Here is a 23,932-nt window from a genome sequence, read left to right as displayed (position 1 = left end):
TGAGTATAAAAGCATGTCGAAGAACAGCGGCTTCGTATTCCGCCGCCCCGCCCTGGCAAGCAGCATTGCTGATGGTTTGGTGGGGGCCGGTATTCAGGACTTTACCTCTGGCCTGTTTCTCGCGGCGCCGCGTCGTACCGGCAAAAGCACCTTTTTGCGCGAAGACCTGATCCCGGAGTGTCAGCTGCGGGGGTGGTTGGCGGTGTACGTGGATCTCTGGGCCGACAAGGAGAAAGATCCGGCTGAGTTGATCGCCAGCGCTATTGCCGCGGCTTTGGTGCCTTATGAAAAGGGCATTCGCAAACTGGCCAAGAACATTGGAGTCGAGAAACTTAGCTTTCTGCGTACCCTCTCCTGGGACTTCACCAAGCCACAGTTGCCCGTCGGCGCCACGCTGACCCAAGCCTTGGAATTGCTCCACAGCGCTGCGGAAAAAACCGTCGTGCTGGTGATTGACGAAGCGCAGCACGCCTTAACCACCGAGTCAGGTATCAATGCGATGTTCGCGTTGAAGGCCGCCCGGGATCAGCTCAACCAAGGCCGTGACGAGGAAGGCAGTGGCTTGCGCCTGGTGTTTACCGGCTCCAACCGCGACAAGCTGGCTCACTTGGTGCTGGGCAAAAGCCAGCCATTCTTCGGCTCCAGCATCACGCCGTTCCCTTTGCTTGGCAAAGAGTTCACCCAGGCTTACACCGTGCACCTCAATGCGCATTTGGCCAAAACCAATCAGTTCAACGCTGCGGATATCGACGAAGCCTTCGAGCTGGTAGGCCGTCGTCCCGAGATGCTGCGCACCATCATCGGTGAAGTGGCGCTGGAGCTGGGCGAGGCAAGCAATTTGGGCCAACTGCTGCACAGCCGTGCCGAACTGCTGCGCGCGGGCGTGTGGACCGAATTTGAAAGCGCCTGGAACAACCTCACCATCCCCCAGCGCGCCGTGTTGGAAGTGATGGTGGAGCGTTCGCAACACAACCAACCGTTCGCGCCGTTCACCGACAGCACCCTCACGGCCGTCAGCAAAGCGCTGGAGGACATGGGCAGCGACGTGGTGCCAGGCACCCAGACCATTCAGGCCTGCATCGATGCCCTGCGCGACAAGGAGTTGGTGTGGAAGTCGAGCCGGGGCGGCTATGCCCTGGAAGACAAAACGTTTGGCGACTGGCTGCAGCACAAAGGCCGTACAAGGGTTTAAAGGCAACAAGGTTCAAAGGTGGGAGCTGGCTTGCCTGCGATGCAGGCAAGCCGGCTCCCACACTGATCTTCAGTGTGGCTTATTTCTTTACCAGTGCCGAACACGCCGCTTTGAAAGCCTCATGCTGATACTTGTTCAGCGAGGCCGGCAGATCAAAGTTGTGCTTCTTGTTCTGCGCATTGATGGTTTGCGGCGACAACAACGTCACCTCAACCCCCTCCAGCAACTGAAACACACCTTCAATCTTGAACGTAGTCGGGCCGCCGGCGAACTCGCCTTTCTTGCTGCGCTTCTTGATCGCGATGCGGGTAATGGCGTTTGCCTGCACAAACGCTTTCACTTGGGCTGCGAAGGCTTTGACATTGGCCGCCTCATCGTCGTCTTCCAGGGCGATTTTCTTGGTGGCCAGGGCGACGTGGCTCAGCGCCTGGTTGTCCAGGGAGGCGATGGCGATGATGGCTTCGCTGCCTTTGATTTCGATGCCGCAGATAGTCATTCAATAGCCTATTAAAGTGGGGGCTGAGTGGCGAGTATCAGTAATGCCGGTCTTCTTCTTGATGTTGAAAGATCTGATGCGCCGTCCAGAACATCAGTATCGAGAACACCATCATCAAGCCGACGCTTACGCTCATGATGTAGAAGTTAGGCGAACTCGATTTAAGGTTCGCCTTGATGTTATGCACCGTTGGAAACCATTTTGAGTACACCACCGGGACCGGGCTGCCCACTTCGTAGCCAGGGTCGTCGACGTAGCTGCTGTTGTTCACCATGCCTTCGATGCGTTGGCCTTCATGGTCAAAAGCGTAATGCACGTTGGTGCTTGAGACCCAGGCGCTGAGGCTTTCCAGTTGAGTGATGTGCCCGATGGTTTCGATGGGCGCCGCCTTTATCAGTGCAAAAGGTGCACCCCGGCTTACCGACAAGCTCAGCATCAGCGACAGTATCAGCATGGCCAAGAACAGCAGAGCGGCGCGCGTATAGAGGAAATCCCTCTGCGCCTCGCGTGGGTAATACATGTGAATTCCTTTTCAATAAACCTCGACGCTTGAAGCTGGCTTATTCCTGCCCAATCGACTCCAAAAACTCCGACCGCTCATCACTCATCCGTGCCAAGCAATCATTCTGTTGAATCGCATAGTCCTTGCTGCCGTTCACCGCCGGGAAGGTGTCCACTGCGCAATCGGCATCGCGCAGCTTTTCCCACTTCTGCTGGGCATCCTTCAGACGAGCGGTAATGTCGGCCAGTTGTGACTTGTTGCTGCCATAGGTCGAACCCATGCGTTCCAGCAGGCTTTGGTAGTTATCCTTGAGCAATTGCTCGGCGGTGGTTTTGTTGTAAGTGGCGCATTCCAGGGTTTGCTTGTCGTTTTCGATGCCATCGCACGGCGTGTTATCAGTGTCTTCGGCCGCGTGAACGCCGGTTGCGATGAGTGCCAAAGCCAGGAAAATCGATTTCATTGCGCCGTCTCATATCAGGTGATGTGGAATTCTGGCTCAAGCGTAAGACAAAGAACAGTCGTCAGTCAGACGTGTCCTGTAGGCCTTTGTCGCGGATTGACGCTTTCGGCAATTCCCCTGTCGTTTTTGCACCCGGTTCGTTCAGCCCCTGGGCATATGCTGGCCCCAAAGCGCCGGCAGACGATTCGGCGCACGAATCGCCAATAAGGGGACGCCTGATGAGCCCAGCGCAATTGCATGCCGACAGCATCGTTATCGACGGGCTGATCATTGCCAAGTGGAACCGTGAGCTGTTCGAGGACATGCGCAAAGGCGGGCTGACCGCCGCCAACTGCACCGTGTCGGTGTGGGAAGGGTTCCAGGCCACTATCAATAACATCGTGGCCAGCCAGACCCTGATCCGTGAGAACAGCGACCTGGTGATCCCGGTGAAAACCACCGCCGACATCCGCAAGGCCAAGGAGCAGGGCAAGACCGGCATCATCTTCGGCTTCCAGAATGCTCACGCGTTTGAAGACCAGCTCGGCTATGTCGAGATCTTCAAGCAGCTCGGCGTGGGCGTGGTGCAGATGTGTTACAACACCCAGAACCTGGTCGGCACCGGTTGCTACGAGCGTGACGGCGGCCTGTCGGGCTTTGGTCGTGAGGTTGTCGGTGAGATGAACCGCGTCGGCATCATGTGCGACCTGTCCCACGTCGGCTCCAAAACCAGCGAAGAAGTCATCCTCGAATCGAAAAAGCCGGTGTGCTATTCCCACTGCCTGCCGTCCGGCCTTAAAGAGCACCCGCGCAACAAGTCTGATGAAGAACTGAAGTTCATCGCCGATCACGGCGGTTTTGTCGGCGTGACCATGTTTGCGCCGTTCCTGGCCAAGGGCATCGATTCGACCATCGACGACTACGCCGAAGCCATCGAATACACCATGAACATCGTCGGCGAAGACGCCATCGGCATCGGCACCGACTTCACCCAGGGCCATGGCCAGGATTTCTTTGAAATGCTGACCCATGACAAGGGCTACGCCCGCCGCCTGACCAGCTTCGGCAAGATCATCAACCCGCTGGGCATCCGCACCGTGGGCGAGTTCCCCAACCTCACCGAGACCTTGCTCAAGCGCGGCCACAGCGAGCGCGTGGTACGCAAGATCATGGGTGAAAACTGGGTCAATGTCCTCAAGGACGTTTGGGGCGAATAAGCCAACCTCTCTTTTCCTCCGGCCATCCGTGCCGGGGGCATCAAAACGAATTTTCTGGAGTTAAGTTTCCATGGCCAAGATCGCCCCGCAATTGCCAATCGAAGTCGACAGCGAAACCGGTGTCTGGACCTCCGACGCCCTGCCGATGCTGTACGTGCCGCGCCATTTCTTCGTCAACAACCACATGGGTATCGAAGAGGTTTTGGGCGCGGACGCCTATGCCGAAATCCTCTACAAGGCCGGCTACAAATCCGCCTGGCACTGGTGTGAAAAAGAAGCTGAATGCCACGGCCTGGAAGGCGTTGCGGTATTCGAACACTACATGAAGCGCCTGTCGCAGCGCGGCTGGGGCCTGTTCAAGATCCAGGACATCGACCTCGACAAAGGCACCGCCAGCGTCAAGCTCGAGCACTCGGCGTTTGTCTATGTGTACGGCAAGGTCGGGCGCAAGGTCGACTACATGTTCACCGGCTGGTTTGCCGGCGCCATGGACCAGATTCTGCAGGCGCGTGGCAGCAAGATCCGCACGGTGGCCGAGCAAGTCTACGGCGGCTCCGAAGAAGGCCACGACGATGGCCTGTTCACCGTCAAGCCGTTGTAAGTCGAGGACCCTGCCATGGCTTTCGAAGCAATGTTTGCGCCGATCCAGATCGGCAAACTGACCATCCGCAACCGCGTGCTCAGTACCGCCCACGCCGAGGTGTACGCCACCGACGGCGGGATGACCACCGACCGCTATGTGAAGTACTACGAAGAGAAAGCCAAGGGCGGGATCGGCCTGGCGATCTGCGGCGGGTCTTCCAGTGTGGCCATCGACAGCCCGCAAGGCTGGTGGAAATCGGTGAACCTGGCCGACGACCGGATTATCCCGCACTTCCAGAACCTGGCCGATGCCATGCACAAGCATGGCGCCAAGATCATGATCCAGATTACCCACATGGGCCGCCGCTCGCGTTGGGACGGCGAACATTGGCCGACCCTGCTGTCGCCGTCGGGCATCCGTGAGCCGGTGCACCGTGCGACCTGCAAAACCATCGAGCCGGAAGAAATCTGGCGCGTGATCGGCAACTACGCCAGCGCCGCCGCGCGGGCCAAAGCCGGTGGCCTGGACGGCGTGGAATTGTCGGCAGTGCACCAGCACATGATCGACCAGTTCTGGAGCCCACGGGTTAACAAGCGCACCGACGAATGGGGCGGCAGCTTTGAGAACCGCATGCGTTTCGGCCTGGAAGTGTTGAAGGCCGTGCGCAAGGAAGTCGGGCCGGATTTCTGCGTCGGCATCCGTTTGTGCGGTGATGAATTCCATCCGGACGGTTTGTCCCATGAGGACATGAAACAGATCGCCAAGTATTACGACGACACCGGCATGTTGGACTTTATCGGTGTGGTCGGCTCGGGCTGTGACACCCACAACACCTTGGCCAACGTTATCCCGAACATGAGCTATCCACCGGAGCCATTTTTGCACTTGGCCGCCGGTATCAAAGAAGTGGTCAAGGCCCCGGTGCTGCACGCGCAGAATATCAAGGACCCGAACCAGGCGACTCGTATTCTCGAAGGCGGCTATGTGGACATGGTCGGCATGACCCGTGCCCACATCGCCGACCCGCACCTGATCGCCAAGATCAAGATGGGCCAGATCGACCAGATCAAGCAGTGCGTGGGCGCCAACTATTGCATCGACCGCCAGTACCAAGGGCTGGATGTGCTGTGCATCCAGAACGCCGCGACCTCGCGTGAATACATGGGCGTGCCGCACATCATCGAAAAGTCTACCGGGCCCAAACGCAAAGTCGTGGTGGTCGGTGCCGGCCCTGCCGGGATGGAAGCCGCGCGGGTTGCCGCAGAGCGCGGCCACGACGTGACCCTGTTCGAGAAGAAAGACTCTATCGGCGGGCAAATCACCACCGCATCAAAAGCCCCGCAACGCGACCAGATCGCCGGCATTACCCGCTGGTTCCAGCTGGAACTGGCACGCTTGAACGTCGACCTGCGCCTGGGCGTGGCGGCGAATGCCGAAGCGATCCTCGACCTGCGCCCGGATGTGGTGGTGCTGGCCGTCGGCGGGCATCCGTTCCTGGAGCAGAACGAGCACTGGGGCGCGGCTGAGGGGTTGGTGGTGAGCAGTTGGGACGTGCTCGACGGCAAAGTTGCGCCGGGCAAAAACGTGCTGGTGTACGACACCATCTGCGAGTTCACCGGCATGTCGGTGGCGGACTTTTTGGCGGACAAAGGCAGCCAGGTCGAGATCGTCACCGACGATATCAAGCCGGGTGTAGCTGTGGGCGGCACGTCGTTCCCCACCTACTACCGCAGCATGTACCCGAAAGAAGTGATCATGACCGGCGACATGATGCTGGAAAAGGTCTACCGCGAAGGCGACAAGCTGGTGGCGGTGCTGGAGAACGAATACACCGGCGCCAAGGAAGAACGCGTTGTCGATCAAGTGGTGGTCGAGAACGGCGTGCGCCCGGACGAAGAGCTCTATTACGGGTTGAAAGCCGGTTCGCGCAACAAGGGCCAGATGGACATTGAAGCGTTGTTCGCGATCAAGCCGCAGCCGTGCCTGAGCGAGCCGGGCGACGGGTACTTGCTGTTCCGCATCGGTGACTGTGTGGCCCAGCGTAATACTCACGCTGCCATCTATGACGCCCTGCGCCTGTGCAAGGATTTCTGATCCAACACCGAACCAATGTGGACTCGGTCAAAAATGTGGGAGCTTCACCATGTTGAACACCTTGCTTCCTGTTCTTTTGTTCGCCGCCCTGGGCCTCGCTGTCCTCGGCGCCCTGCGCCGGGTGAACATGTGGCGCCGTGGCCGCGCGTCCAAAGTCGACTTGCTCGGCGGCCTGCTGGCCATGCCCAAGCGCTACATGGTCGACCTGCACCACGTGGTCGCCCGCGACAAATACATTGCCAACACCCACGTTGCTACCGCCCTGGGCTTTGTGCTGTCGGCGCTGCTGGCGATTCTGGTGCACGGCTTCGGCCTGCATAACCGCATCCTCGGCTATGCCTTGCTGCTGGCTTCGGTGCTGATGTTTGTCGGCGCTACCTTCGTGTATCTGCGCCGGCGTAACCCGCCGTCACGCTTGTCGAAAGGCCCGTGGATGCGCCTGCCGAAAAGCCTGATGGCGTTTTCGGTGAGTTTCTTCCTGGTGACCTTGCCGGTGGCCGGGATTCTGCCCGCTGACTTCGGCGGCTGGCTGCTGGCCGCGCTGCTGAGTGTGGGCGTGTTGTGGGGTGTGTCGGAAATGTTCTTCGGCATGACCTGGGGCGGGCCGATGAAACACGCCTTTGCCGGTGCGCTGCACCTGGCCTGGCACCGCCGCGCCGAACGCTTTGGTGGCGGCCGTTCCACCGGGTTGAAACCGCTGGACTTGAGCGATAAAACCGCGCCGCTGGGCGTGGAGAAGCCCAAGGATTTCACTTGGAATCAATTGCTCGGCTTTGACGCCTGCGTGCAGTGCGGCAAGTGCGAAGCCGCGTGCCCGGCCTTCGCCGCCGGCCAGCCGCTGAACCCGAAGAAGCTGATCCAAGACATGGTGGTCGGCCTGGCCGGCGGCACCGATGCCAAGTTCGCCGGTAGCCCGTATCCAGGCAAGGTTATTGGCGAACACAGCGGCAACCCGCACCAGCCCATCGTCAACGGCCTGGTGGACGCCGAGACCCTGTGGTCGTGCACCACCTGCCGCGCCTGTGTGGAAGAGTGCCCGATGATGATTGAGCACGTTGACGCCATCGTCGACATGCGCCGCCACCTCACCCTGGAAAAAGGCGCCACCCCGAACAAAGGCGCCGAAGTCCTGGAAAACCTGATCGCCACCGACAATCCTGGCGGTTTCGCACCGGGCGGTCGCTTGAACTGGGCGGCGGATTTGAACCTGCCGTTGTTCAGCGAGAAAGGCAGCGCCGATGTGTTGTTCTGGGTCGGTGATGGCGCCTTCGACATGCGCAACCAGCGCACCCTGCGCGCCTTCGTCAAGGTGCTGAAAGCGGCCAAGGTCGACTTCGCGGTCTTGGGCCTGGAAGAGCGCGACAGTGGCGACGTCGCACGTCGCCTGGGCGATGAAGCCACTTTCCAACTGCTGGCCACGCGCAATATTCAGACCTTGGAGAAGTACAGCTTCCAGCGCATCGTCACCTGCGACCCGCACAGCTTCCACGTACTGAAAAACGAGTACAGCGCCTTCAACGGCAACTACCGGGTGCAGCACCACAGCACGTTCATGGCCGAATTGATCGGCGACGGCGCGCTGAACCTGGGCCAGCACAAAGGCAACAGCGTGACTTATCACGACCCTTGCTACCTGGGCCGCTACAACGGCGAATACGAGGCACCGCGCCAAGTGCTGCGTGCGTTGGGCATCGAGGTCAAGGAAATGCAACGTTCTGGCTTTCGCTCGCGCTGCTGCGGTGGTGGCGGCGGCGCGCCGATTACCGATATTCCCGGCAAGCAACGTATCCCCGACATGCGCATGGAAGACATCCGCGAAACGGGCGCCGAGCTGGTGGCTGTGGGCTGCCCGCAGTGCACAGCGATGCTCGAAGGTGTGGTTGAGCCGCGCCCATTGATCAAGGACATTGCCGAACTGGTGGCTGACGCGTTGCTTGAAGACGCCACACCGACCAAGGCTCCGATTAAGCGTGAACCTGCGCAGGTGCATATATGAGCGACATTATCCGCCGCGATCCTCGGGCCGAATGGATCGCCCGTAACCGCCTGCACCCGCTGCACGCGGCGATGCAACCGGTGCAGCACAGCTGGATGGGGCCGAACGGCGTCATTCGCAAAAACGTGCATGGCGTCGGTTTTATCGGCCCCAACGGCATCAAGCGCATTGACCGCAGCGGCGCCCAGCAAGGCGGCGCGGCCAAACGCACGGCGGCGGCGGAGGTGCAATTGCCATTGCATCAGGTGCCTGTCCCGGCGTTCTACATCAACGTGGTGCCGGACATGGTCGGTGGCCGTCTGAGCAGCCACGACCGCGATGTACTCGGCCTGGCGCGGCAACTCGCCGGCAACGATGGGGCGGTGCTGGCGGTGGTGTTTGGCGAACACAAAGAAAGCGCGTTTGCCACGGCAGGCGTTGATCGTTTGCTGGTGCTGGAAGGCCATGAGTTCGACGGTTATTCACCGGAACAACGCGTGCAGGGCCTTCGGGCTGTGGATAACCAGTTCAACCCGCGCCATTGGCTGCTGCCGGACAGCCGCAGCGGTGGTGGCGAGTTGGGTCGGCGTTTTGCCGCCAGCCTCAAAGAGCGCCCGGCCACACGGGTCTGGCAGATCAAGGGCGAGACGTGCATCGGTCGTGCCGGGGCGGGCCAGGAAGACGTGGCCCGGCCATTACCGCGCCTGATCCTGGCGGCAGTGGAATGCGCCGAACCGGTCAGCGAAACGCGCCATGAAGTATTGCCCGTGGAGTTATCCACAGCCCTGGCGCGCAGCTTGCCGCGTATCGAAGACCTCGGTGCGGTGGCAGTGGACCCTGGCGCAATTCCTATGGCCGAGGCCGAATTTATTTTCTCCGGCGGCAACGGCGTGAAGGATTGGGCACTGTTCCATCAGACCGCCGCTGCCTTGGGCGCCACCGAAGGCGCCTCGCGGGTGGCCGTGGACGATGGCTTTATGGCGCGTGATCGCCAGGTCGGCGCCAGCGGCACCTGGGTCACGGCGCGGGTATACGTGGCCGTAGGGATTTCCGGGGCGATCCAGCACCTGCAAGGCATTGGTGCCTGCGACAAGGTGGTAGCGATCAACCTCGATCCTGGTTGCGACATGATCAAGCGTGCCGACCTGTCGGTGATCGGCGACAGCGCCGCGATACTGCAAGCCTTGATCGCTGCGGTCGAGGCTCACCGCAACGGCGCCAAGCGCGATGCGGCTTAAGGACATGACCATGACGACAAATGTAATCAGCTTGGTGTCCATCGGTGCCCACCCGACGTCAGGCCGCCCGCGCCGCGCCGAGCAAGATGCTCGCGCTGTCGAGCTGGGCCTGCAAATGGCTGGGGATAAGTTGCAGGTGCTGCATGCCGGCAACATTCACGAGCCTACATTGCGCAGCTACCTGGGCATGGGCTTGCCGCAGTTGCATGTGCTGGAACAGCCGGCAGGTTCTGACGCCTTGCCGGTGCTCAGTGATTACCTGCGCGATGCAGGCGTTCAAGTGGTGCTCACCGGCAGCCAGGCGGAAACCGGCGAAGGCTCGGGCATGTTGCCGTTCCTGCTGGCCGAGCAACTGGGCTGGTCGCTGATTGTCGGGCTGGCGCAGGTGGAGTCTATCGACGGCGGTGTGGCTCACGTGCTGCAAGCCTTGCCGCGCGGGCAGCGGCGGCGCTTGAAGGTGCGCTTGCCGTTTCTGGCCACGGTGGATAACGCCGCGCCCAAGCCACGGCAAAGCGCCTATGGCCCCGCGCAACGCGGTGAGCTGGCGGCCCATGAAGTTGAGATCGAACAGGATGAGTTATTCACAGGCTCAGTGCTGCAACCCGCCAAGCCACGTCCCAAGCGCCTCAAGGTGATCAAGGCCAAGAGCGGCGCCGACCGCATGAAGGCCGCCACGGCCAAGGCCAGCGGCGGCGGTGGGCAGGTGCTCAAGGGGGTCAGTGCCGAGGACGGTGCCCAGGCGATCCTTAAACTGTTGCTGGAAGAAGGTGTAGTCCGTTTCTGAAATTGTGTTAACAGCCGTTCTTCGTCTTACACCTGCTGCGGAGCTTACTTATAGTTCGGCTTCACAGTTGAAGGTGCCTGCCGGCGTTTGAGCCTGTGGCAAACCACCGCGCGTCAACAAAGGATCCGGCACTATGTCCGTACTGTTTCGCCAAGCATTGCCGCAAGATGCACGGGCCATAGCCCAGCTGTTTCTGATTTCTTCAGAAGGCGCTGCCGCCTATATATGGAGCAAACTAGCAGCGCCTGGTCAGGCGCTGCTGGACGTAGGCGCTAGTCGCTACGCGCGCTCTGATGTGGATTTTTCCTACGAGAACTGTTGGGTCGCTGAGTCGGCGGGCAATGTGGTGGGCATGATGCACAGTTATGCGATGCACCATGACCCGAATGCACCTGCAGTTACCGACCCTGTCCTGGCGCCTTACGCCGACCTGGAAATTCCCGGCACCCTCTATATTTCCAGCCTTGCCTTGCATGACGGTTGGCGCAATCAGGGCCTGGGTGTGCGATTTCTTGAGCTCGCTCGGCAAAAGGCCGAAACCTTGGGGCTGTCAGGGCTGAGCTTGATTGACTATGCAGCCAACACAGGAGCCCGGCGATTTTACGAGCGTCACGGCTTTCGTATTGTCGGCAGTTGTCAGGTTGTGCCACACCCGCTACTGCGCGTCACCGGCGAAGCCTATTTGATGCAATACCCCTAGCACGGTTTTACCCACAGTCCCTGTTGACCCGTCTGTGGATAACCTGTTCGCGGTTGTCCACAGCCCCGGTAAATCAAGCCCTGCAAGCCGCTGTACGAAAAACAACCAGGCTAACTGACGGTTTTTCCTTGGTTTTTTCCACAAACAGGAACATTGCCGATGCCGACTTGCCCCCAAAGTCTGTTGGCGCTTCTGTGGATAAGATGTTCGCTATCGGCTACAGCCCTTGCAGACAGAGGCTTCAAGCGTTTTGTGCAAAATATGATCAATTCGTGATATTCACTGCCCAGTCAGGCTGAATACCCCCGGTTTATGACGCTTTGACGGGGTTTTCCACAAGGCGGCAGAAGTTGCCCCCAAAGTCTGTTGGTGCTTCTGTGGATAAGGTGTTTGCGTACTGCTACAGGGCACGTATATCGGGGCTTTCAATGGTTTGATCAATAAGTGATCAGTCGCTGTCCGGTCCCGTTGATTTGAATAAGTCACGGTTTTTCTTGATTTAATTTCGAGAGGGCAACGCACTTGCCCACAATTACTGTGGGTGGCTTTGTGGATAAGTTGTTGGGGAAAGGCTGGAGGGCAGAGTGGTGAAGGGTTGCAAGGGAGTTGATCAATTATTGAACACTGATGATATCTAATGTGGGAGCAGGCAAGCCAGCTCCCACAAAAGCCCCGCATTTCTGATCTGCGGGGTGTCAGCTATTCATGAACCGCCACACCTTTGAGATACGGCGCTGGCGCCGCGCCCAAATTGCTCAGCATCCGTTCGCTGTACCAATCCACAAAATTCACCACACCAAACTCATACGTTTTGGAGTACGGCCCTGGCTGGTAAGCGGTGGAGTTGATCCCTCGCTGGTTTTCTTCGGCCAGGCGACGGTCCTGGTCGTTGGTGGCGTCCCACACTTTACGCATGCGCTCCACGTCATAGTCCACGCCTTCGACGGCATCCTTGTGCACGATCCACTTGGTGGTGACCATGGTCTCCTGGGCACTGATCGGCCATACGGTGAACACGATGATGTGATCGCCCATGCAGTGGTTCCAAGAGTGCGGCAGGTGCAGGATGCGCATCGAGCCCAGGTCCGGGTTCTTGATGCGGCCCATCAGCTTGTTGCAGCCTTGCTTGCCGTCGAGGGTCATCGACACGGTGCCCTTGAGCAGCGGCATGCGCACGATACGGTTACGCAGGCCGAAGCTGGCGTGGGCATAAGGGATTTTTTCAGCGTCCCAAGCGGCGGCCGACGCGGCGACGTGATCCTTGAAGGCCTGGTCGGCGCGCGGGTCGGTGACGTCGTCCCATTCCAGCAGGGTTTTCAACAACTCCGGGTGCGACGCGTTGCAGTGATAGCACTCGCGGTTGTTTTCCAGTACCAGTTTCCAGTTGGCTTTCTCGAACAAGGTGGTCTGGATGGCCACCTTGGTGTTTTCCATGTCGTAGGGTTCCATGTAGTGGGTCAGTGTCGACAGGAAGTCATCGATGGCTGGCGGGTTCTCGGCCAGGCTGATGAAGATGTAGCCACCGGCGGTCTTCACGTTCACGGGTTTGAGGCCGTACTGCTTCATGTCGAAGTCAGCGCCCATCTCGGTGCCGGCGAACAGCAGGCGGCCGTCCAGCTCGTAGGTCCACTGGTGGTAGTGGCAGACGAGTTTGGCAACCTTGCCCTTGTCGCTGGTGCACAGGCGCGAGCCACGGTGGCGGCACACGTTGTGGAACGCATGCACCACGCCTTCGGCGCCACGGATCACGATGATCGGGTTCTTGCCCACTTGCAGGGTCAGGTAGTTGCCCTTGGCGGGGATCTCGCAGGTCATGCCGGCGATCAGCCACTCTTTCTGGAAGATCTCCTGCATGTCGATATCAAACAGCCGCTCGTCAGAGTAAAACGGCTGTGGCAGCGAAAAGGTGCGCTCGCGCTCTTGCAGCATGTGCGCGGTGGCCTTGCGTGCGGGTTCCAGCGGATCGCCCAAGCTTAAAGTTGCGGTGACGTCCATCGTGTGTGTCCTCAGGGCCATTCTGTGTGGCCGGCGAATAGTGGCTACGGTTGGTACTTTGCAAGGCGTAAAGAAAGCGTCGTTGTTGGGAGCGAGTGTGGGGCCGCAGAACACCAGAACCTTGTCCATTAACGACATGGCCCACTCTGATCCCGACGTGTAATCCCCGTGTTATGGGGGCTGGTCGCGATAAGTATGTGAATGTCGCAGATAGGTAAATGGGAGGTTCTGGCGTTACGCAGAATCGCCATCATCAGGCCGACACACGGCTACGGAGAACAGCATGTCCAACAGCTTCCTGAATCCGGTCACTACCCAGACCTGGGCCAATGGTCGGCACATCGTCCGTTGCGTCAAAGTCATCCAGGAAACCTGGGACGTGCGCACCTTTTGCTTTATGGCCGACCAGCCGATCCTGTTCTTTTTCAAGCCCGGGCAATTCGTCACCCTGGAGTTGGAAATCGACGGCCAGCCGATCATGCGCTCCTACACCATTTCCAGTTCACCGTCGGTGCCCTACAGCTTTTCGGTGACGATCAAGCGTGTGCCGGGCGGCAAGGTCTCCAACTGGCTGCATGACACGCTGCATGAAGGGCAGGAGTTGGCCGTGCACGGGCCGGTGGGGCTGTTTAATGCGATCGACTTCAGCAATACCAAAGTGCTTTATCTCAGTGGCGGTGTCGGCATCACACCCGTCATGTCCATGGCGCGTTGGTATTACGACACCAACGCCAATGTCGACATGACTTTTATCCACAGCGCCCGCTCGCCCAAAGACATCATTTATCACCGCGAGCTGGAACACATGGCGTCGCGAATCGACAACTTCAGCCTGCACCTGATTTGCGAGAAGCACGGGTTGGGTGAGCCGTGGGCCGGTTATCGCGGTTACCTGAACCACAAGATGCTCGAATTGATGGTGCCGGACTTCCTGGAACGCGAAGTGTTCTGCTGCGGCCCTACGCCGTACATGAATGCGGTGAAGCGCCTGCTGGAAGCGGCGGGCTTCGACATGGCGCGGTATCACGAGGAATCCTTCGGCGCCACGCCTCCCGAAGCGCGTGCAGATGCGGTGGAGCAAGCCGAGCAAGCCGCCGACGCACCTGAAATCGACCTGGCGGACCTGCACCAAGTGGAATTCATTGCCTCGGGCAAAAGCATCCGTGTGGCCCCAGGCGAAACTGTGCACGCGGCGGCAGCCAAGCTTGGCCTGTTGATTCCAAAAGCCTGCGGCATGGGGATTTGCGGCACCTGCAAGGTGATGAAGCTGGGCGGGGAGGTCGAAATGGACCACAACGGCGGGATCACCGAAGAAGACGAAGCCGAAGGCTACATTCTGTCGTGCTGCAGTGTGCCGAAGGGTGATGTGCGGATCGAGTTCTGAAAGACCGAGTTAGCCGCATCGCAGGCAAGCTCGCTCCCACCTTTGACTGTATTCACACATCAAAATGTGGGGGCTGGCTTGCCCGCGATAGGCTGCGCAGTAGCCTCAACGTCAGGCGCGCATCACTTCCCGTATATCGGCTGCCAATTCTCTTACACGCTCTTCCTCGGTATCCCACGCACACATGAACCGCGCGCCACCTTTGCCGATAAAGGTGTAGAAGCGCCAGCCCTTGGCCGTCAGTGCCTCAATGGCCGCTTCCGAGAGCTGTAGGAACACGCCGTTGGCCTGCACCGGGAACATCAATTCCACGCCGGGAATATCCGCTACCAGGCTGCTGAGCAGTTGTGCGCAGTGGTTGGCATGGCGTGCGTGCTTGAGCCAGGCATCGTTTTCCAGCAAGCCCACCCATGGCGCCGAGAGGAAACGCATTTTCGAGGCCAGTTGGCCGGCCTGTTTGCAGCGGTAGTCGAAGTCTTCGGCCAGTGTGTGGTTGAAGAACAGGATGGCTTCACCCACGGCCATGCCGTTTTTCGTACCGCCGAAACACAGCACGTCCACGCCCGCCTTCCAGGTCAGGTCGGCCGGGGAGCAGCCGAGGAACGCGCAGGCGTTGGAGAAGCGTGCGCCATCCATGTGCAGGTTCAGCCCCAGTTCTTTGCAGGTGACGCTGATTGCGCGGATTTCTTCTGGGGTGTACACGCTGCCGACTTCGGTGGCTTGGGTCAGGGTGACCACGCGTGGTTTGGGGTAGTGGATATCCTGGCGCTTGAGGGCGATCTCGCGGATCGATTCCGGGGTCAGCTTGCCGTTCTCGGTGCGCGCGGTGAGCAGCTTGGAGCCGTTGGAGAAGAACTCCGGTGCGCCACATTCGTCGGTTTCGACGTGGGCGGTTTCCGAGCAGATCACGCTATGGTAGCTCTGGCACAGTGAGGACAGCGCCAGGGAGTTGGCGGCGGTGCCGTTGAAGGCGAAGAACACCTCGCAGTCGGTTTCGAACAGATTGCGGAAACCGTCGGCGGCGCGGTGGGTCCATTCATCATCGCCGTACGCGCGCTGATGGCCGTGGTTGGCTTGTTCCATGGCGGCCCAGGCTTCCGGGCAGATGCCGGAATAGTTGTCGCTGGCGAATTGTTGGCTCTTGTCGGTCATGGCCCATTCCTGTGGTCGATGTTGGTGCGCACTGTACCCAAGATTGTCTGAGGTGCGCACGCACTGTAAATGCAAAGTCACTGGGGAATTATGCACGGTACACAAACGTTGCCTGTCGGACGCGTCCGCGATGGCGCCCTGGATTTGCTCAAGTGGCTGGCGCTGTTGAGCATGGTGCTCGACCATTTGCGTTATGTCGGTTTGAGCCTTGATGGCCTGTATGTACCCGGCCGCCTGGCGTTTCCCTGGTTTTGCCTGGCGATTGCGGCCAATTTGCACCGAGTCAGGCATACGCCCGTAACTGGCCAATGGCGATACCTGGGCTGGCTGCTGCTGTTCAGTGTGATCAGTGAAGTACCGTACCGGATGTTCATCGACGATGCCGATACATTGAACGTGTTGCCGACCTTGGCGTTAGGGCTGCTGGTTGCCCGAGGATGGCAGCATAAAGCGCTTGTTGACCGAGGATTGGCGCTGATCGCCCTCATGATCGCCGGTGTTTTGTCCACGCACCTGATGTTCGGTTTCTTCGGTGTCTTGCTGCCGCTGGCGATGCTGCTGGTGTTCAGCCGCCGATGGTATTTCAACGTGTTGCCGGGTTTGGTCTGTGTGGCTGCCAACCAATGGCAGATTCTGCTCAATAGCGGCACGCTGGTCGCGATACTTGGGCTGGCGGCTTGCCTGATCGCACCATTGGCGGGATTGCTGCTTCTGCGACACGCCAAACACGCCTCTGCACCCGCCATGCGTCGCTGGGCCTATGTGCTGTATCCGCTGCATTTTTTATTGCTGTTGTTGGTGCGCAACGTCATTGGCTTAACATGAGTGAAGCCAGTGCGGAGCAAACGGGTGAGCCGCGTAAAACGCGCGCATTTTTTGTACGTCGCGTTCGAACCAGTCCCGCAGCCATTGGCAATATTGCAGTGAAATAGCCTGCCTATGCGGTGGGGCGGCATGTTGATTGACAATGCAGTGCGCGGCCATCATTCCTGACATCAAGGCTTTGAGTACCCCGTGAGAGGCCCCCGGGTCCAGAACGGCAGCCGCGTCGCCTATGATGAAGTACCCATTCCCGGCCGCGTGTTCGCAGATTCTCCAAGTGACATCGGCACCCTGGATTGCGCCCTCGCACACCAGTTGTTCAAAACAGCCCGGTACCGCTGACGCCTTGGGGGCTTTATCTTGCGCAAAGCGCAGCCGCGTCCAGTGATAAAGCCCCTGGCCTATGTGAGCCGTCCAGTACCAGCCTGATCGGTCAGCGAAGATACCAAGAGCGCGCTCGTCGACCGTTCCGCGCTTATAGCCATACAGGGCCGTCAGTGCGGGTGAGTAGCGACGTGTTGCCAGCCCCAGTTGGCGTGCCAGCCAGCCATGAGCACCGCTGGCATCGATAAGGTGCCTGCAAAACAATTGCTCAGTCTGGGTACGAATGCCAACGACGCGATCCTTTTCTACCAGTACCTCCTTTGCCTGGCAGGGTTGCCGGGCATGGACGCCCAGCGCGATCGCTCTATCCAACAGAAACCCATCAAGCGTTGCCCGTGGAATCTGAAACCCGCGCCAAGGCCCATTTATATCTTCCCCAAAGGGCACAAAGTGTCGGTTCTTATCCCACTTCACCCACGTTCCGAAGGGGCGGATGAAGGCGTCGCCGCGCAGTTTTTCAGCCACACCCAGTTGCTGAAGCAGCGGCTCTATCCCCGGGTGCAATGTTTCACCTGGGCGATGGCGTGGAAACAACAGGCGCTCGACAAGGGCCACTTTCAGGCCCTGTTGAGCGCAAGCAATAGCGGCCGAACAACCCGCTGGGCCGGCGCCTAGGATGATGACGTCATATGTGTTCATTGAGTCTGGCCTGGATCTCTCTAAACGAGTTGCCAAGGTTTAATACCGTGCTGGCGCAAGATAACGTTCGGCCAGACCAAGTGGGTAAAAGTCTCGGTCAGTTTGATACGTATTTGGTCGAGATAGGGGCAAGCGTCGCTACCTTTTGCTGTTTTGTGCCCCTGGGCCGCGTTTTTGGTTTCCCGCTGCCCGTGTGACGCGAGCAATCTCAGTGCTTTATTTGCCGGAGCGTCAGGCCATGTCGTAAACGCACCTTTGCGTGGCGTCCGTAGGCATTTGACCTGTCTGCGCCAGCCCTACCATCGCATCAAAGGGCCCTGCACGGGCCTTAACAATACGAAAGGCTGGGAGAGACGCGATGTTCAGCAAAAAAGACCAGATCCAGGGATATGACGACGCCTTGCTGGCGGCGATGAATGCCGAGGAGCAGCGTCAAGAAGATCATATCGAGCTGATCGCGTCAGAGAACTACACCAGCAAACGCGTGATGGAAGCCCAGGGCAGTGGCCTTACCAACAAATACGCCGAAGGCTACCCGGGCAAGCGCTACTACGGTGGCTGCGAGCACGTCGACAAGGTTGAAGCCCTGGCCATCGAGCGCGCCAAGCAACTGTTCGGCGCCGATTACGCCAACGTGCAGCCGCACTCAGGTTCGTCCGCCAACAGCGCCGTGTACCTGGCCCTGTTAAACGCTGGCGACACCATTCTCGGCATGAGCCTGGCCCACGGCGGCCACTTGACGCACGGCGCCAAAGTGTCGTCTTCAGGCAAGCTGTACAACGCGGTGCAATACGGCATCAACACTGACACCGGCCTGATCGACTACGACGAAGTTGAGCGCCTGGCCGTCGAGCACAAGCCAAAGATGGTCGTGGCCGGTTTCTCCGCCTACTCCAAAACCCTGGATTTCCCACGCTTTCGCGCGATTGCCGACAAGGTCGGCGCGCTGCTGTTCGTCGACATGGCTCACGTCGCCGGCCTGGTGGCTGCTGGTCTGTACCCGAACCCGCTGCCCTATGCTGATGTGGTCACCACCACCACCCACAAGACCCTGCGCGGTCCACGGGGTGGTTTGATCCTGGCCAAGGCCAACGAAGAAATTGAAAAGAAACTCAACGCCGCGGTGTTCCCCGGTGCCCAGGGCGGCCCGCTGATGCACGTGATCGCTGGCAAGGCTGTGTGCTTCAAGGAAGCGGCGGAGCCGGGCTTCAAGGTTTATCAACAACAGGTGATCGACAACGCCCAGGCCATGGCCAGCGTGTTTATCAAGCGCGGTTACGACGTAGTGTCCGGCGGCACCGACAACCACCTGTTCCTGGTCAGCTTGATTCGCCAAGGCCTCACCGGCAAAGAAGCGGACGCCGCCCTCGGTCGCGCCCACATCACCGTCAACAAGAACGCCGTGCCGAATGACCCACAGTCGCCGTTCGTGACCTCCGGCCTGCGTATCGGCACCCCGGCGGTGACCACACGTGGTTTCAAAGTGCCGCAGTGCATCGAACTGGCCGGCTGGATCTGCGACATCCTCGACAACCTCGGCGATGCCGATGTCGAGGCCAACGTGGCCAAGCACGTGTCTGCCCTGTGCGCTGATTTCCCGGTTTATCGCTGAGCGCGGTTTTGGAGTAATGACTATGCAACGCTACTCGGGCTTCGGCCTCTTCAAGCACTCACTCAGCCACCACGAAAACTGGCAGAAGATGTGGCGCACGCCGACCCCGAAGAAGGTCTACGACGTGGTCATCGTCGGCGGCGGCGGGCATGGTCTGGCGACGGCCTATTACCTGGCCAAAGAGCACGGCATCACCAACGTGGCCGTGGTCGAGAAAGGCTGGCTGGGCGGCGGTAACACCGCACGCAACACCACCATCGTGCGCTCCAACTACCTGTGGGACGAGTCGGCGCACCTGTACGAACACGCGATGAAACTGTGGGAAGGCCTGTCCCAGGACCTGAACTACAACGTGATGTTCTCCCAGCGTGGCGTTTACAACCTGTGCCACACCCTGCAAGACATCCGTGATTCTGAGCGCCGCGTGAGCGCCAACCGCCTCAATGGCGTGGACGGTGAACTGCTCAACGCCAAACAAGTGGCCGATGAGATCCCGTACCTCGACTGCTCGAAAAACACCCGCTACCCGGTACTCGGCGCCACTGTGCAACGGCGCGGCGGCGTGGCCCGTCACGATGCCGTGGCCTGGGGCTTTGCCCGCGCGGCTGACGCACTCGGCGTGGACCTGATCCAGCAGACCGAAGTGATCGGTTTTCGCAAGGAAAACGGCGTGTGCATCGGCGTGGAAACCAACAAGGGCTTTATCGGCGCCAAGCGCGTCGGTGTGGTCACCGCCGGTAACTCCGGGCACATGGCTTCGCTCGCCGGTTTCCGCCTGCCGATCGAATCCCACCCGCTGCAAGCGTTGGTGTCGGAGCCGATCAAGCCGATTATCGACAGCGTGATCATGTCCAACGCCGTGCACGGCTACATCAGCCAGTCCGACAAGGGCGACCTGGTGATCGGTGCCGGTATCGACGGTTATAACGGTTATGGCCAACGCGGCTCGTACCCGGTGATCGAGCACACCATTCAGGCCATCGTCGAAATGTTCCCGGTGCTGTCGCGCGTGCGCATGAACCGCCAGTGGGGCGGCATCGTCGACACCACGCCGGACGCTTGCCCGATCATCTCCAAAACCCCCGTGCCGAACATGTTCTTCAACTGCGGCTGGGGCACGGGTGGCTTCAAGGCCACGCCGGGCTCCGGCAACGTGTTTGCCGCCAGCCTCGCCAAGGGTGAAATGCACCCGTTGGCTGCACCTTTCTCCATCGACCGTTTCCACAACGGTGCGCTGATCGACGAACACGGCGCTGCGGCCGTCGCCCACTAACAGGAGAAATACCTCATGTTGCATATCTTCTGTCCTCACTGTGGCGAACTGCGCTCCGAAGAGGAATTCCACGCGTCCGGCCAAGCGCACATCCCGCGCCCGTTGGACCCGAATGCCTGCACCGATGAAGAGTGGGGCGACTACATGTTCTTTCGCGATAACCCACGCGGCCTGCACCACGAGCTGTGGATTCACGCGGCCGGTTGCCGTCAGTACTTCAACGCGACGCGCGACACCCTGACCTACGAAATTCTTGAAACCTACAAGATCGGCGAGAAGCCGCAATTTACCGCCAAGGCCTCTGGAGAGAAGGTATGAGCCAGATAAATCGCCTGTCCAACGGTGGCCGCATCGACCGTAATAAAGCCCTGACGTTTACCTTTAATGGCCAGAGCTATAAAGGCTTTGAGGGCGACACGCTTGCCGCTGCCTTGCTGGCCAACGGCGTCGATGTTATCGGCCGTAGCTTCAAGTATTCGCGCCCACGCGGCATCTTTGCCGCCGGTGCCGAAGAGCCGAACGCGGTGCTGCAGATCGGCGCCACCGAAGCCACCCAGATTCCCAACGTGCGCGCCACGCAACAGGCGCTGTACCAAGGTTTGGTCGCCACCAGCACCAACGGCTGGCCGAGCGTGAACAACGACATGATGGGTATTCTCGGCAAGGTCGGCGGCAAGCTGATGCCGCCGGGTTTCTACTACAAAACCTTCATGTACCCGCAATCGTTCTGGATGACCTACGAGAAGTACATCCGTAAGGCCGCAGGCCTTGGCCGCTCGCCGACCGAGAACGACCCGGACACCTACGACAACATGAACCGTCATTGCGACGTGCTGATCGTCGGCGCAGGTCCTGCCGGGCTGTCGGCGGCCTTGGCCGCTGCGCGTAGCGGCGCGCGGGTGATCATCGCGGACGAGCAGGAAGAATTCGGCGGCTCTTTGCTGGATTCCCGCGAAAGCCTCGACGGGAAACCGGCCGCCGAATGGGTCGCCAGTGTGATCGCTGAACTCAAAGCCCTGCCGGACGTGCTGCTGCTGCCCCGCGCCACCGTCAACGGTTACCACGACCATAACTTCCTGACCATCCACGAGCGCCTCACCGATCACCTCGGTGACCGTGCGCCGATTGGCGTGGTGCGCCAGCGCATCCACCGTGTGCGCGCCAAGCGTGTGGTGCTGGCGACCGGTGCATGCGAGCGCCCGCTGGTATACGGCAACAACGACGTGCCGGGCAACATGCTGGCCGGTGCAGTTTCCACTTACGTGCGCCGCTACGGCGTGGCGCCGGGCAAAAAGCTGGTGCTGTCGACCAACAACGACCATGCCTACCGCGTGGCGCTGGACTGGTTCGACGCTGGCCTCAGCGTGGTCGCTGTGGCCGATGCGCGCCACAACCCACGTGGCGCGCTGGTGGAAGAAGCCCGCGCCAAAGGCATTCGTATCCTCACCGGCAGCGCCGTGATCGAGGCCCGTGGCAGCAAGCACGTGACCGGCGCCCGCGTGGCGGCGATCGACGTCAAAGCGCATAAAGTCACCAGCCCCGGCGAGTGGCTGGACTGCGATCTGGTCGCTAGCTCCGGCGGTTACAGCCCGGTGGTTCACTTGGCCTCGCACTTGGGCGGCAAGCCGACCTGGCGTGAGGACATCCTCGGTTTCGTCCCGGGCGAAGCACCGCAGAAGCGCGTGTGCGTTGGTGGTATCAACGGCGTCTACGGCCTTGGCGATTCCCTGGCGGATGGTTTTGAAGGCGGCGTGCGCGCGGCCAGCGAAGCCGGTTTCACGCCGGTGCAAGGCACGCTGCCCAAAGCCTTGAGCCGTCTGGAAGAGCCGACGTTGGCGCTGTTCCAGGTGCCTCACGAGAAAGCGACCGCACGGGCGCCGAAGCAATTTGTCGACCTGCAAAACGACGTCACCGCCGCCGCCATCGAACTGGCGACCCGCGAAGGTTTCGAGTCGGTCGAACACGTCAAACGCTACACCGCGCTGGGCTTCGGCACCGACCAGGGCAAGCTCGGTAACGTCAACGGCCTGGCCATCGCGGCCCGTTCGCTGAACGTGACCATCCCGCAGATGGGCACCACCATGTTCCGCCCCAACTACACGCCGGTGACCTTCGGCGCAGTCGCGGGCCGCCACTGTGGGCACATCTTCGAGCCGGTACGCTACACCGCGCTGCAAGCCTGGCACGTGAAAAACGGCGCCGAGTTTGAAGACGTCGGCCAGTGGAAGCGCCCCTGGTACTTCCCGCGCAACGGTGAAGACCTGCACGCTGCGGTGAAACGCGAATGCCTGGCCGTGCGCGACAGCGTCGGCCTGCTGGATGCATCCACCCTCGGCAAGATCGACATTCAGGGCCCGGATGCCCGTGAGTTCCTCAACCGCATCTACAGCAACGCCTGGACCAAGCTCGACGTGGGCAAGGCGCGCTACGGCCTGATGTGCAAGGAAGACGGCATGGTCTTCGATGACGGCGTCACCGCCTGCCTCGCCGACAACCACTTCCTGATGACCACCACCACCGGCGGCGCAGCGCGCGTACTGCAGTGGCTGGAAATCTACCAACAGACCGAATGGCCGGACCTCAAGGTGTACTTCACCTCGGTCACCGACCACTGGGCAACCATGACCCTGTCCGGCCCCAACAGCCGCAAGCTGCTGAGCGAAGTAACCGACATCGACCTGGACAAGGACGGCTTCCCGTTCATGACCTGGAAAGAAGGGTTGGTGGGCGGCGTGCCGGCACGGGTGTTCCGTATCTCGTTTACCGGTGAGCTGTCGTACGAAGTCAACGTGCAGGCCGACTACGCCATGGGCGTGCTGGAACAGATCGTCGAGGCGGGCAAGAAGTACAACCTGACGCCGTACGGCACCGAAACCATGCACGTACTGCGCGCCGAGAAGGGCTTCATCATCGTCGGCCAGGACACCGACGGCTCGATGACCCCGGACGACCTGAACATGGGTTGGTGTGTAGGCCGCACCAAGCCGTTCTCGTGGATCGGCTGGCGCGGGATGAACCGTGAAGATTGCGTGCGCGAAGAGCGTAAGCAGCTTGTCGGGCTCAAACCGATTGATCCGACGGTATGGCTGCCGGAAGGCGCGCAGCTGGTGTTCGATCCGAAGCAGACGATCCCGATGAAGATGGTCGGCCACGTCACCTCAAGCTATGCCCACAACTCCCTCGGCTATTCGTTTGCCATGGGCGTGGTGAAGGGCGGCTTGAAGCGCATCGGCGAACGGGTGTTCTCGCCCCAGGCGGATGGCAGCGTGATCGAGGCGGAGATTGTGTCTTCGGTGTTCTTTGACCCGAAAGGCGAGCGGCAGAACATCTGATAGACCGAGGCGCCTGCAGCGCAGGCAAGCCAGCTCCCACATTTTGAAATGCATTCTCCTGTGGGAGGGGGCTTGCCCCCGATGAGGCCAGTAGCCGCACAACAGAATTCAGACAGGTG

At 60.2% G+C, this 23,932-nt stretch carries 20 protein-coding genes; 14 read left to right on the top strand and 6 right to left on the bottom strand.

From position 1 onward, the window contains the following. Nucleotides 1–13: 13 nt before the first annotated feature. Complete coding sequence (locus FW764_RS21655) at nt 14–1,192, top strand: AAA family ATPase (RefSeq protein ID WP_446435630.1); 1,179 nt, start codon at nt 14–16, stop codon at nt 1,190–1,192. Nucleotides 1,193–1,271: 79 nt separating this feature from the next. Here the strand turns inward: FW764_RS21655 and FW764_RS21650 are convergent, their stop codons facing one another. Genes FW764_RS21650 through FW764_RS21640 form a run of 3 tightly spaced genes read right to left on the bottom strand, consistent with a single transcriptional unit; the run spans nt 1,272 to nt 2,650 of the window. Beyond that, a complete protein-coding gene (locus tag FW764_RS21650; protein WP_446435629.1) occupies nt 1,272–1,688 on the bottom strand; it encodes a DUF3010 family protein in 417 nt (138 codons plus the stop codon). Nucleotides 1,689–1,725: 37 nt separating this feature from the next. Then, nucleotides 1,726–2,208: a hypothetical protein gene (locus FW764_RS21645; RefSeq protein ID WP_446435628.1), complete on the bottom strand. Its 483-nt coding sequence runs from the start codon at nt 2,206–2,208 to the stop codon at nt 1,726–1,728. 40 nt (nt 2,209–2,248) lie between these two features. After that, nucleotides 2,249–2,650, bottom strand: coding sequence for a lysozyme inhibitor LprI family protein (locus FW764_RS21640; RefSeq protein WP_446435627.1), 402 nt, complete (start codon nt 2,648–2,650; stop codon nt 2,249–2,251). Nucleotides 2,651–2,868: 218 nt separating this feature from the next. On the opposite strand from FW764_RS21640, the gene FW764_RS21635 reads away from it, so the two are divergent. The 7 genes from FW764_RS21635 to FW764_RS21605 all read left to right on the top strand — a co-directional run bounded on the left by FW764_RS21635 (nt 2,869) and on the right by FW764_RS21605 (nt 11,220). After that, nucleotides 2,869–3,846, top strand: a complete 978-nt coding sequence (locus FW764_RS21635) for a dipeptidase (RefSeq protein ID WP_083356393.1) — start codon at nt 2,869–2,871, stop codon at nt 3,844–3,846. A gap of 70 nt (nt 3,847–3,916) precedes the next feature. Next, entirely contained in the window at nt 3,917–4,447 is a 531-nt protein-coding gene (locus FW764_RS21630) for a DUF5943 domain-containing protein (RefSeq protein WP_008033249.1), read from the top strand. A gap of 15 nt (nt 4,448–4,462) precedes the next feature. Continuing rightward, nucleotides 4,463–6,523: a dimethylglycine demethylation protein DgcA gene (dgcA, locus tag FW764_RS21625; RefSeq protein ID WP_446435626.1), complete on the top strand. Its 2,061-nt coding sequence runs from the start codon at nt 4,463–4,465 to the stop codon at nt 6,521–6,523. A gap of 49 nt (nt 6,524–6,572) precedes the next feature. Beyond that, nucleotides 6,573–8,519 carry a dimethylglycine demethylation protein DgcB gene (gene dgcB / locus FW764_RS21620; protein WP_446435625.1) on the top strand — a complete coding sequence of 649 codons (1,947 nt, stop codon included), beginning with the start codon at nt 6,573–6,575 and terminating at the stop codon, nt 8,517–8,519. Beyond that, a complete protein-coding gene (gene etfA, locus FW764_RS21615; protein ID WP_446435624.1) occupies nt 8,516–9,736 on the top strand; it encodes an electron transfer flavoprotein subunit alpha in 1,221 nt (406 codons plus the stop codon). The genes dgcB and etfA overlap by 4 nt, the downstream gene beginning before the upstream one ends. A gap of 10 nt (nt 9,737–9,746) precedes the next feature. After that, on the top strand, nt 9,747–10,520 hold the full coding sequence (gene etfB / locus FW764_RS21610) for an electron transfer flavoprotein subunit beta (RefSeq protein ID WP_446435623.1): 774 nt from the start codon (nt 9,747–9,749) through the stop codon (nt 10,518–10,520). 133 nt (nt 10,521–10,653) lie between these two features. Continuing rightward, nucleotides 10,654–11,220, top strand: coding sequence for an N-acetyltransferase family protein (locus tag FW764_RS21605; RefSeq protein WP_446435622.1), 567 nt, complete (start codon nt 10,654–10,656; stop codon nt 11,218–11,220). Between the two features lie 699 nt (nt 11,221–11,919). Here the strand turns inward: FW764_RS21605 and gbcA are convergent. Continuing rightward, on the bottom strand, nt 11,920–13,215 hold the full coding sequence (gbcA, locus tag FW764_RS21600; protein ID WP_083356398.1) for a glycine-betaine demethylase subunit GbcA: 1,296 nt from the start codon (nt 13,213–13,215) through the stop codon (nt 11,920–11,922). A 283-nt stretch (nt 13,216–13,498) separates the two neighbouring features. Between gbcA and gbcB the strand changes: the two genes are divergently transcribed. Beyond that, entirely contained in the window at nt 13,499–14,599 is a 1,101-nt protein-coding gene (gene gbcB / locus FW764_RS21595; protein ID WP_446435621.1) for a glycine-betaine demethylase subunit GbcB, read from the top strand. A 111-nt stretch (nt 14,600–14,710) separates the two neighbouring features. Here gbcB and FW764_RS21590 read toward each other — a convergent pair whose 3' ends face one another. Further along, nucleotides 14,711–15,751: a threonine aldolase family protein gene (locus FW764_RS21590; protein WP_446435620.1), complete on the bottom strand. Its 1,041-nt coding sequence runs from the start codon at nt 15,749–15,751 to the stop codon at nt 14,711–14,713. Nucleotides 15,752–15,841: 90 nt separating this feature from the next. Here FW764_RS21590 and FW764_RS21585 point away from each other — a divergent pair, with 90 nt between their 5' ends. After that, nucleotides 15,842–16,576 (top strand): TraX family protein, encoded by a 735-nt coding sequence (locus FW764_RS21585; protein ID WP_446435619.1) that lies wholly within the window; start codon nt 15,842–15,844, stop codon nt 16,574–16,576. Here the strand turns inward: FW764_RS21585 and FW764_RS21580 are convergent. Further along, nucleotides 16,568–17,596 carry an NAD(P)/FAD-dependent oxidoreductase gene (locus tag FW764_RS21580; protein WP_446435618.1) on the bottom strand — a complete coding sequence of 343 codons (1,029 nt, stop codon included), beginning with the start codon at nt 17,594–17,596 and terminating at the stop codon, nt 16,568–16,570. The two genes, FW764_RS21585 and FW764_RS21580, sit on opposite strands and share 9 nt — an antisense overlap. Before the next feature lie 358 nt (nt 17,597–17,954). On the opposite strand from FW764_RS21580, the gene glyA reads away from it, so the two are divergent. From glyA to FW764_RS21560, 4 genes are read left to right on the top strand one after another with little or no spacing between them, the layout of a single operon-like run. Then, nucleotides 17,955–19,208 (top strand): serine hydroxymethyltransferase, encoded by a 1,254-nt coding sequence (glyA, locus tag FW764_RS21575; RefSeq protein WP_446435617.1) that lies wholly within the window; start codon nt 17,955–17,957, stop codon nt 19,206–19,208. A 22-nt stretch (nt 19,209–19,230) separates the two neighbouring features. After that, on the top strand, nt 19,231–20,481 hold the full coding sequence (locus FW764_RS21570) for a sarcosine oxidase subunit beta (protein WP_010207084.1): 1,251 nt from the start codon (nt 19,231–19,233) through the stop codon (nt 20,479–20,481). Between the two features lie 15 nt (nt 20,482–20,496). Beyond that, on the top strand, nt 20,497–20,799 hold the full coding sequence (locus tag FW764_RS21565) for a sarcosine oxidase subunit delta (RefSeq protein WP_010207083.1): 303 nt from the start codon (nt 20,497–20,499) through the stop codon (nt 20,797–20,799). Further along, nucleotides 20,796–23,813, top strand: a complete 3,018-nt coding sequence (locus FW764_RS21560; protein WP_446435616.1) for a sarcosine oxidase subunit alpha — start codon at nt 20,796–20,798, stop codon at nt 23,811–23,813. The genes FW764_RS21565 and FW764_RS21560 overlap by 4 nt, the downstream gene beginning before the upstream one ends. Nucleotides 23,814–23,932 lie beyond the last annotated feature (119 nt).

It is taken from the genome of Pseudomonas sp. 1152_12 (genome assembly GCF_052850675.1).
Note: the sequence above shows the minus strand (reverse complement) of the source record. Positions and strands in the feature narration are given on the sequence as shown.

What these genes read in the sequence shown, in the direction of transcription:
- FW764_RS21655 (WP_446435630.1), top strand. Translation starts at nt 14, where the DNA reads ATGTCGAAGAACAGCGGCTTCGTATTCCGCCGCCCCGCCCTGGCAAGC.
- FW764_RS21650 (WP_446435629.1), bottom strand. Translation starts at nt 1,688, where the DNA reads ATGACTATCTGCGGCATCGAAATCAAAGGCAGCGAAGCCATCATCGCC.
- FW764_RS21645 (WP_446435628.1), bottom strand. Translation starts at nt 2,208, where the DNA reads ATGTATTACCCACGCGAGGCGCAGAGGGATTTCCTCTATACGCGCGCC.
- FW764_RS21640 (WP_446435627.1), bottom strand. Translation starts at nt 2,650, where the DNA reads ATGAAATCGATTTTCCTGGCTTTGGCACTCATCGCAACCGGCGTTCAC.
- FW764_RS21635 (WP_083356393.1), top strand. Translation starts at nt 2,869, where the DNA reads ATGAGCCCAGCGCAATTGCATGCCGACAGCATCGTTATCGACGGGCTG.
- FW764_RS21630 (WP_008033249.1), top strand. Translation starts at nt 3,917, where the DNA reads ATGGCCAAGATCGCCCCGCAATTGCCAATCGAAGTCGACAGCGAAACC.
- dgcA (WP_446435626.1), top strand. Translation starts at nt 4,463, where the DNA reads ATGGCTTTCGAAGCAATGTTTGCGCCGATCCAGATCGGCAAACTGACC.
- dgcB (WP_446435625.1), top strand. Translation starts at nt 6,573, where the DNA reads ATGTTGAACACCTTGCTTCCTGTTCTTTTGTTCGCCGCCCTGGGCCTC.
- etfA (WP_446435624.1), top strand. Translation starts at nt 8,516, where the DNA reads ATGAGCGACATTATCCGCCGCGATCCTCGGGCCGAATGGATCGCCCGT.
- etfB (WP_446435623.1), top strand. Translation starts at nt 9,747, where the DNA reads ATGACGACAAATGTAATCAGCTTGGTGTCCATCGGTGCCCACCCGACG.
- FW764_RS21605 (WP_446435622.1), top strand. Translation starts at nt 10,654, where the DNA reads ATGTCCGTACTGTTTCGCCAAGCATTGCCGCAAGATGCACGGGCCATA.
- gbcA (WP_083356398.1), bottom strand. Translation starts at nt 13,215, where the DNA reads ATGGACGTCACCGCAACTTTAAGCTTGGGCGATCCGCTGGAACCCGCA.
- gbcB (WP_446435621.1), top strand. Translation starts at nt 13,499, where the DNA reads ATGTCCAACAGCTTCCTGAATCCGGTCACTACCCAGACCTGGGCCAAT.
- FW764_RS21590 (WP_446435620.1), bottom strand. Translation starts at nt 15,751, where the DNA reads ATGACCGACAAGAGCCAACAATTCGCCAGCGACAACTATTCCGGCATC.
- FW764_RS21585 (WP_446435619.1), top strand. Translation starts at nt 15,842, where the DNA reads ATGCACGGTACACAAACGTTGCCTGTCGGACGCGTCCGCGATGGCGCC.
- FW764_RS21580 (WP_446435618.1), bottom strand. Translation starts at nt 17,596, where the DNA reads ATGAACACATATGACGTCATCATCCTAGGCGCCGGCCCAGCGGGTTGT.
- glyA (WP_446435617.1), top strand. Translation starts at nt 17,955, where the DNA reads ATGTTCAGCAAAAAAGACCAGATCCAGGGATATGACGACGCCTTGCTG.
- FW764_RS21570 (WP_010207084.1), top strand. Translation starts at nt 19,231, where the DNA reads ATGCAACGCTACTCGGGCTTCGGCCTCTTCAAGCACTCACTCAGCCAC.
- FW764_RS21565 (WP_010207083.1), top strand. Translation starts at nt 20,497, where the DNA reads ATGTTGCATATCTTCTGTCCTCACTGTGGCGAACTGCGCTCCGAAGAG.
- FW764_RS21560 (WP_446435616.1), top strand. Translation starts at nt 20,796, where the DNA reads ATGAGCCAGATAAATCGCCTGTCCAACGGTGGCCGCATCGACCGTAAT.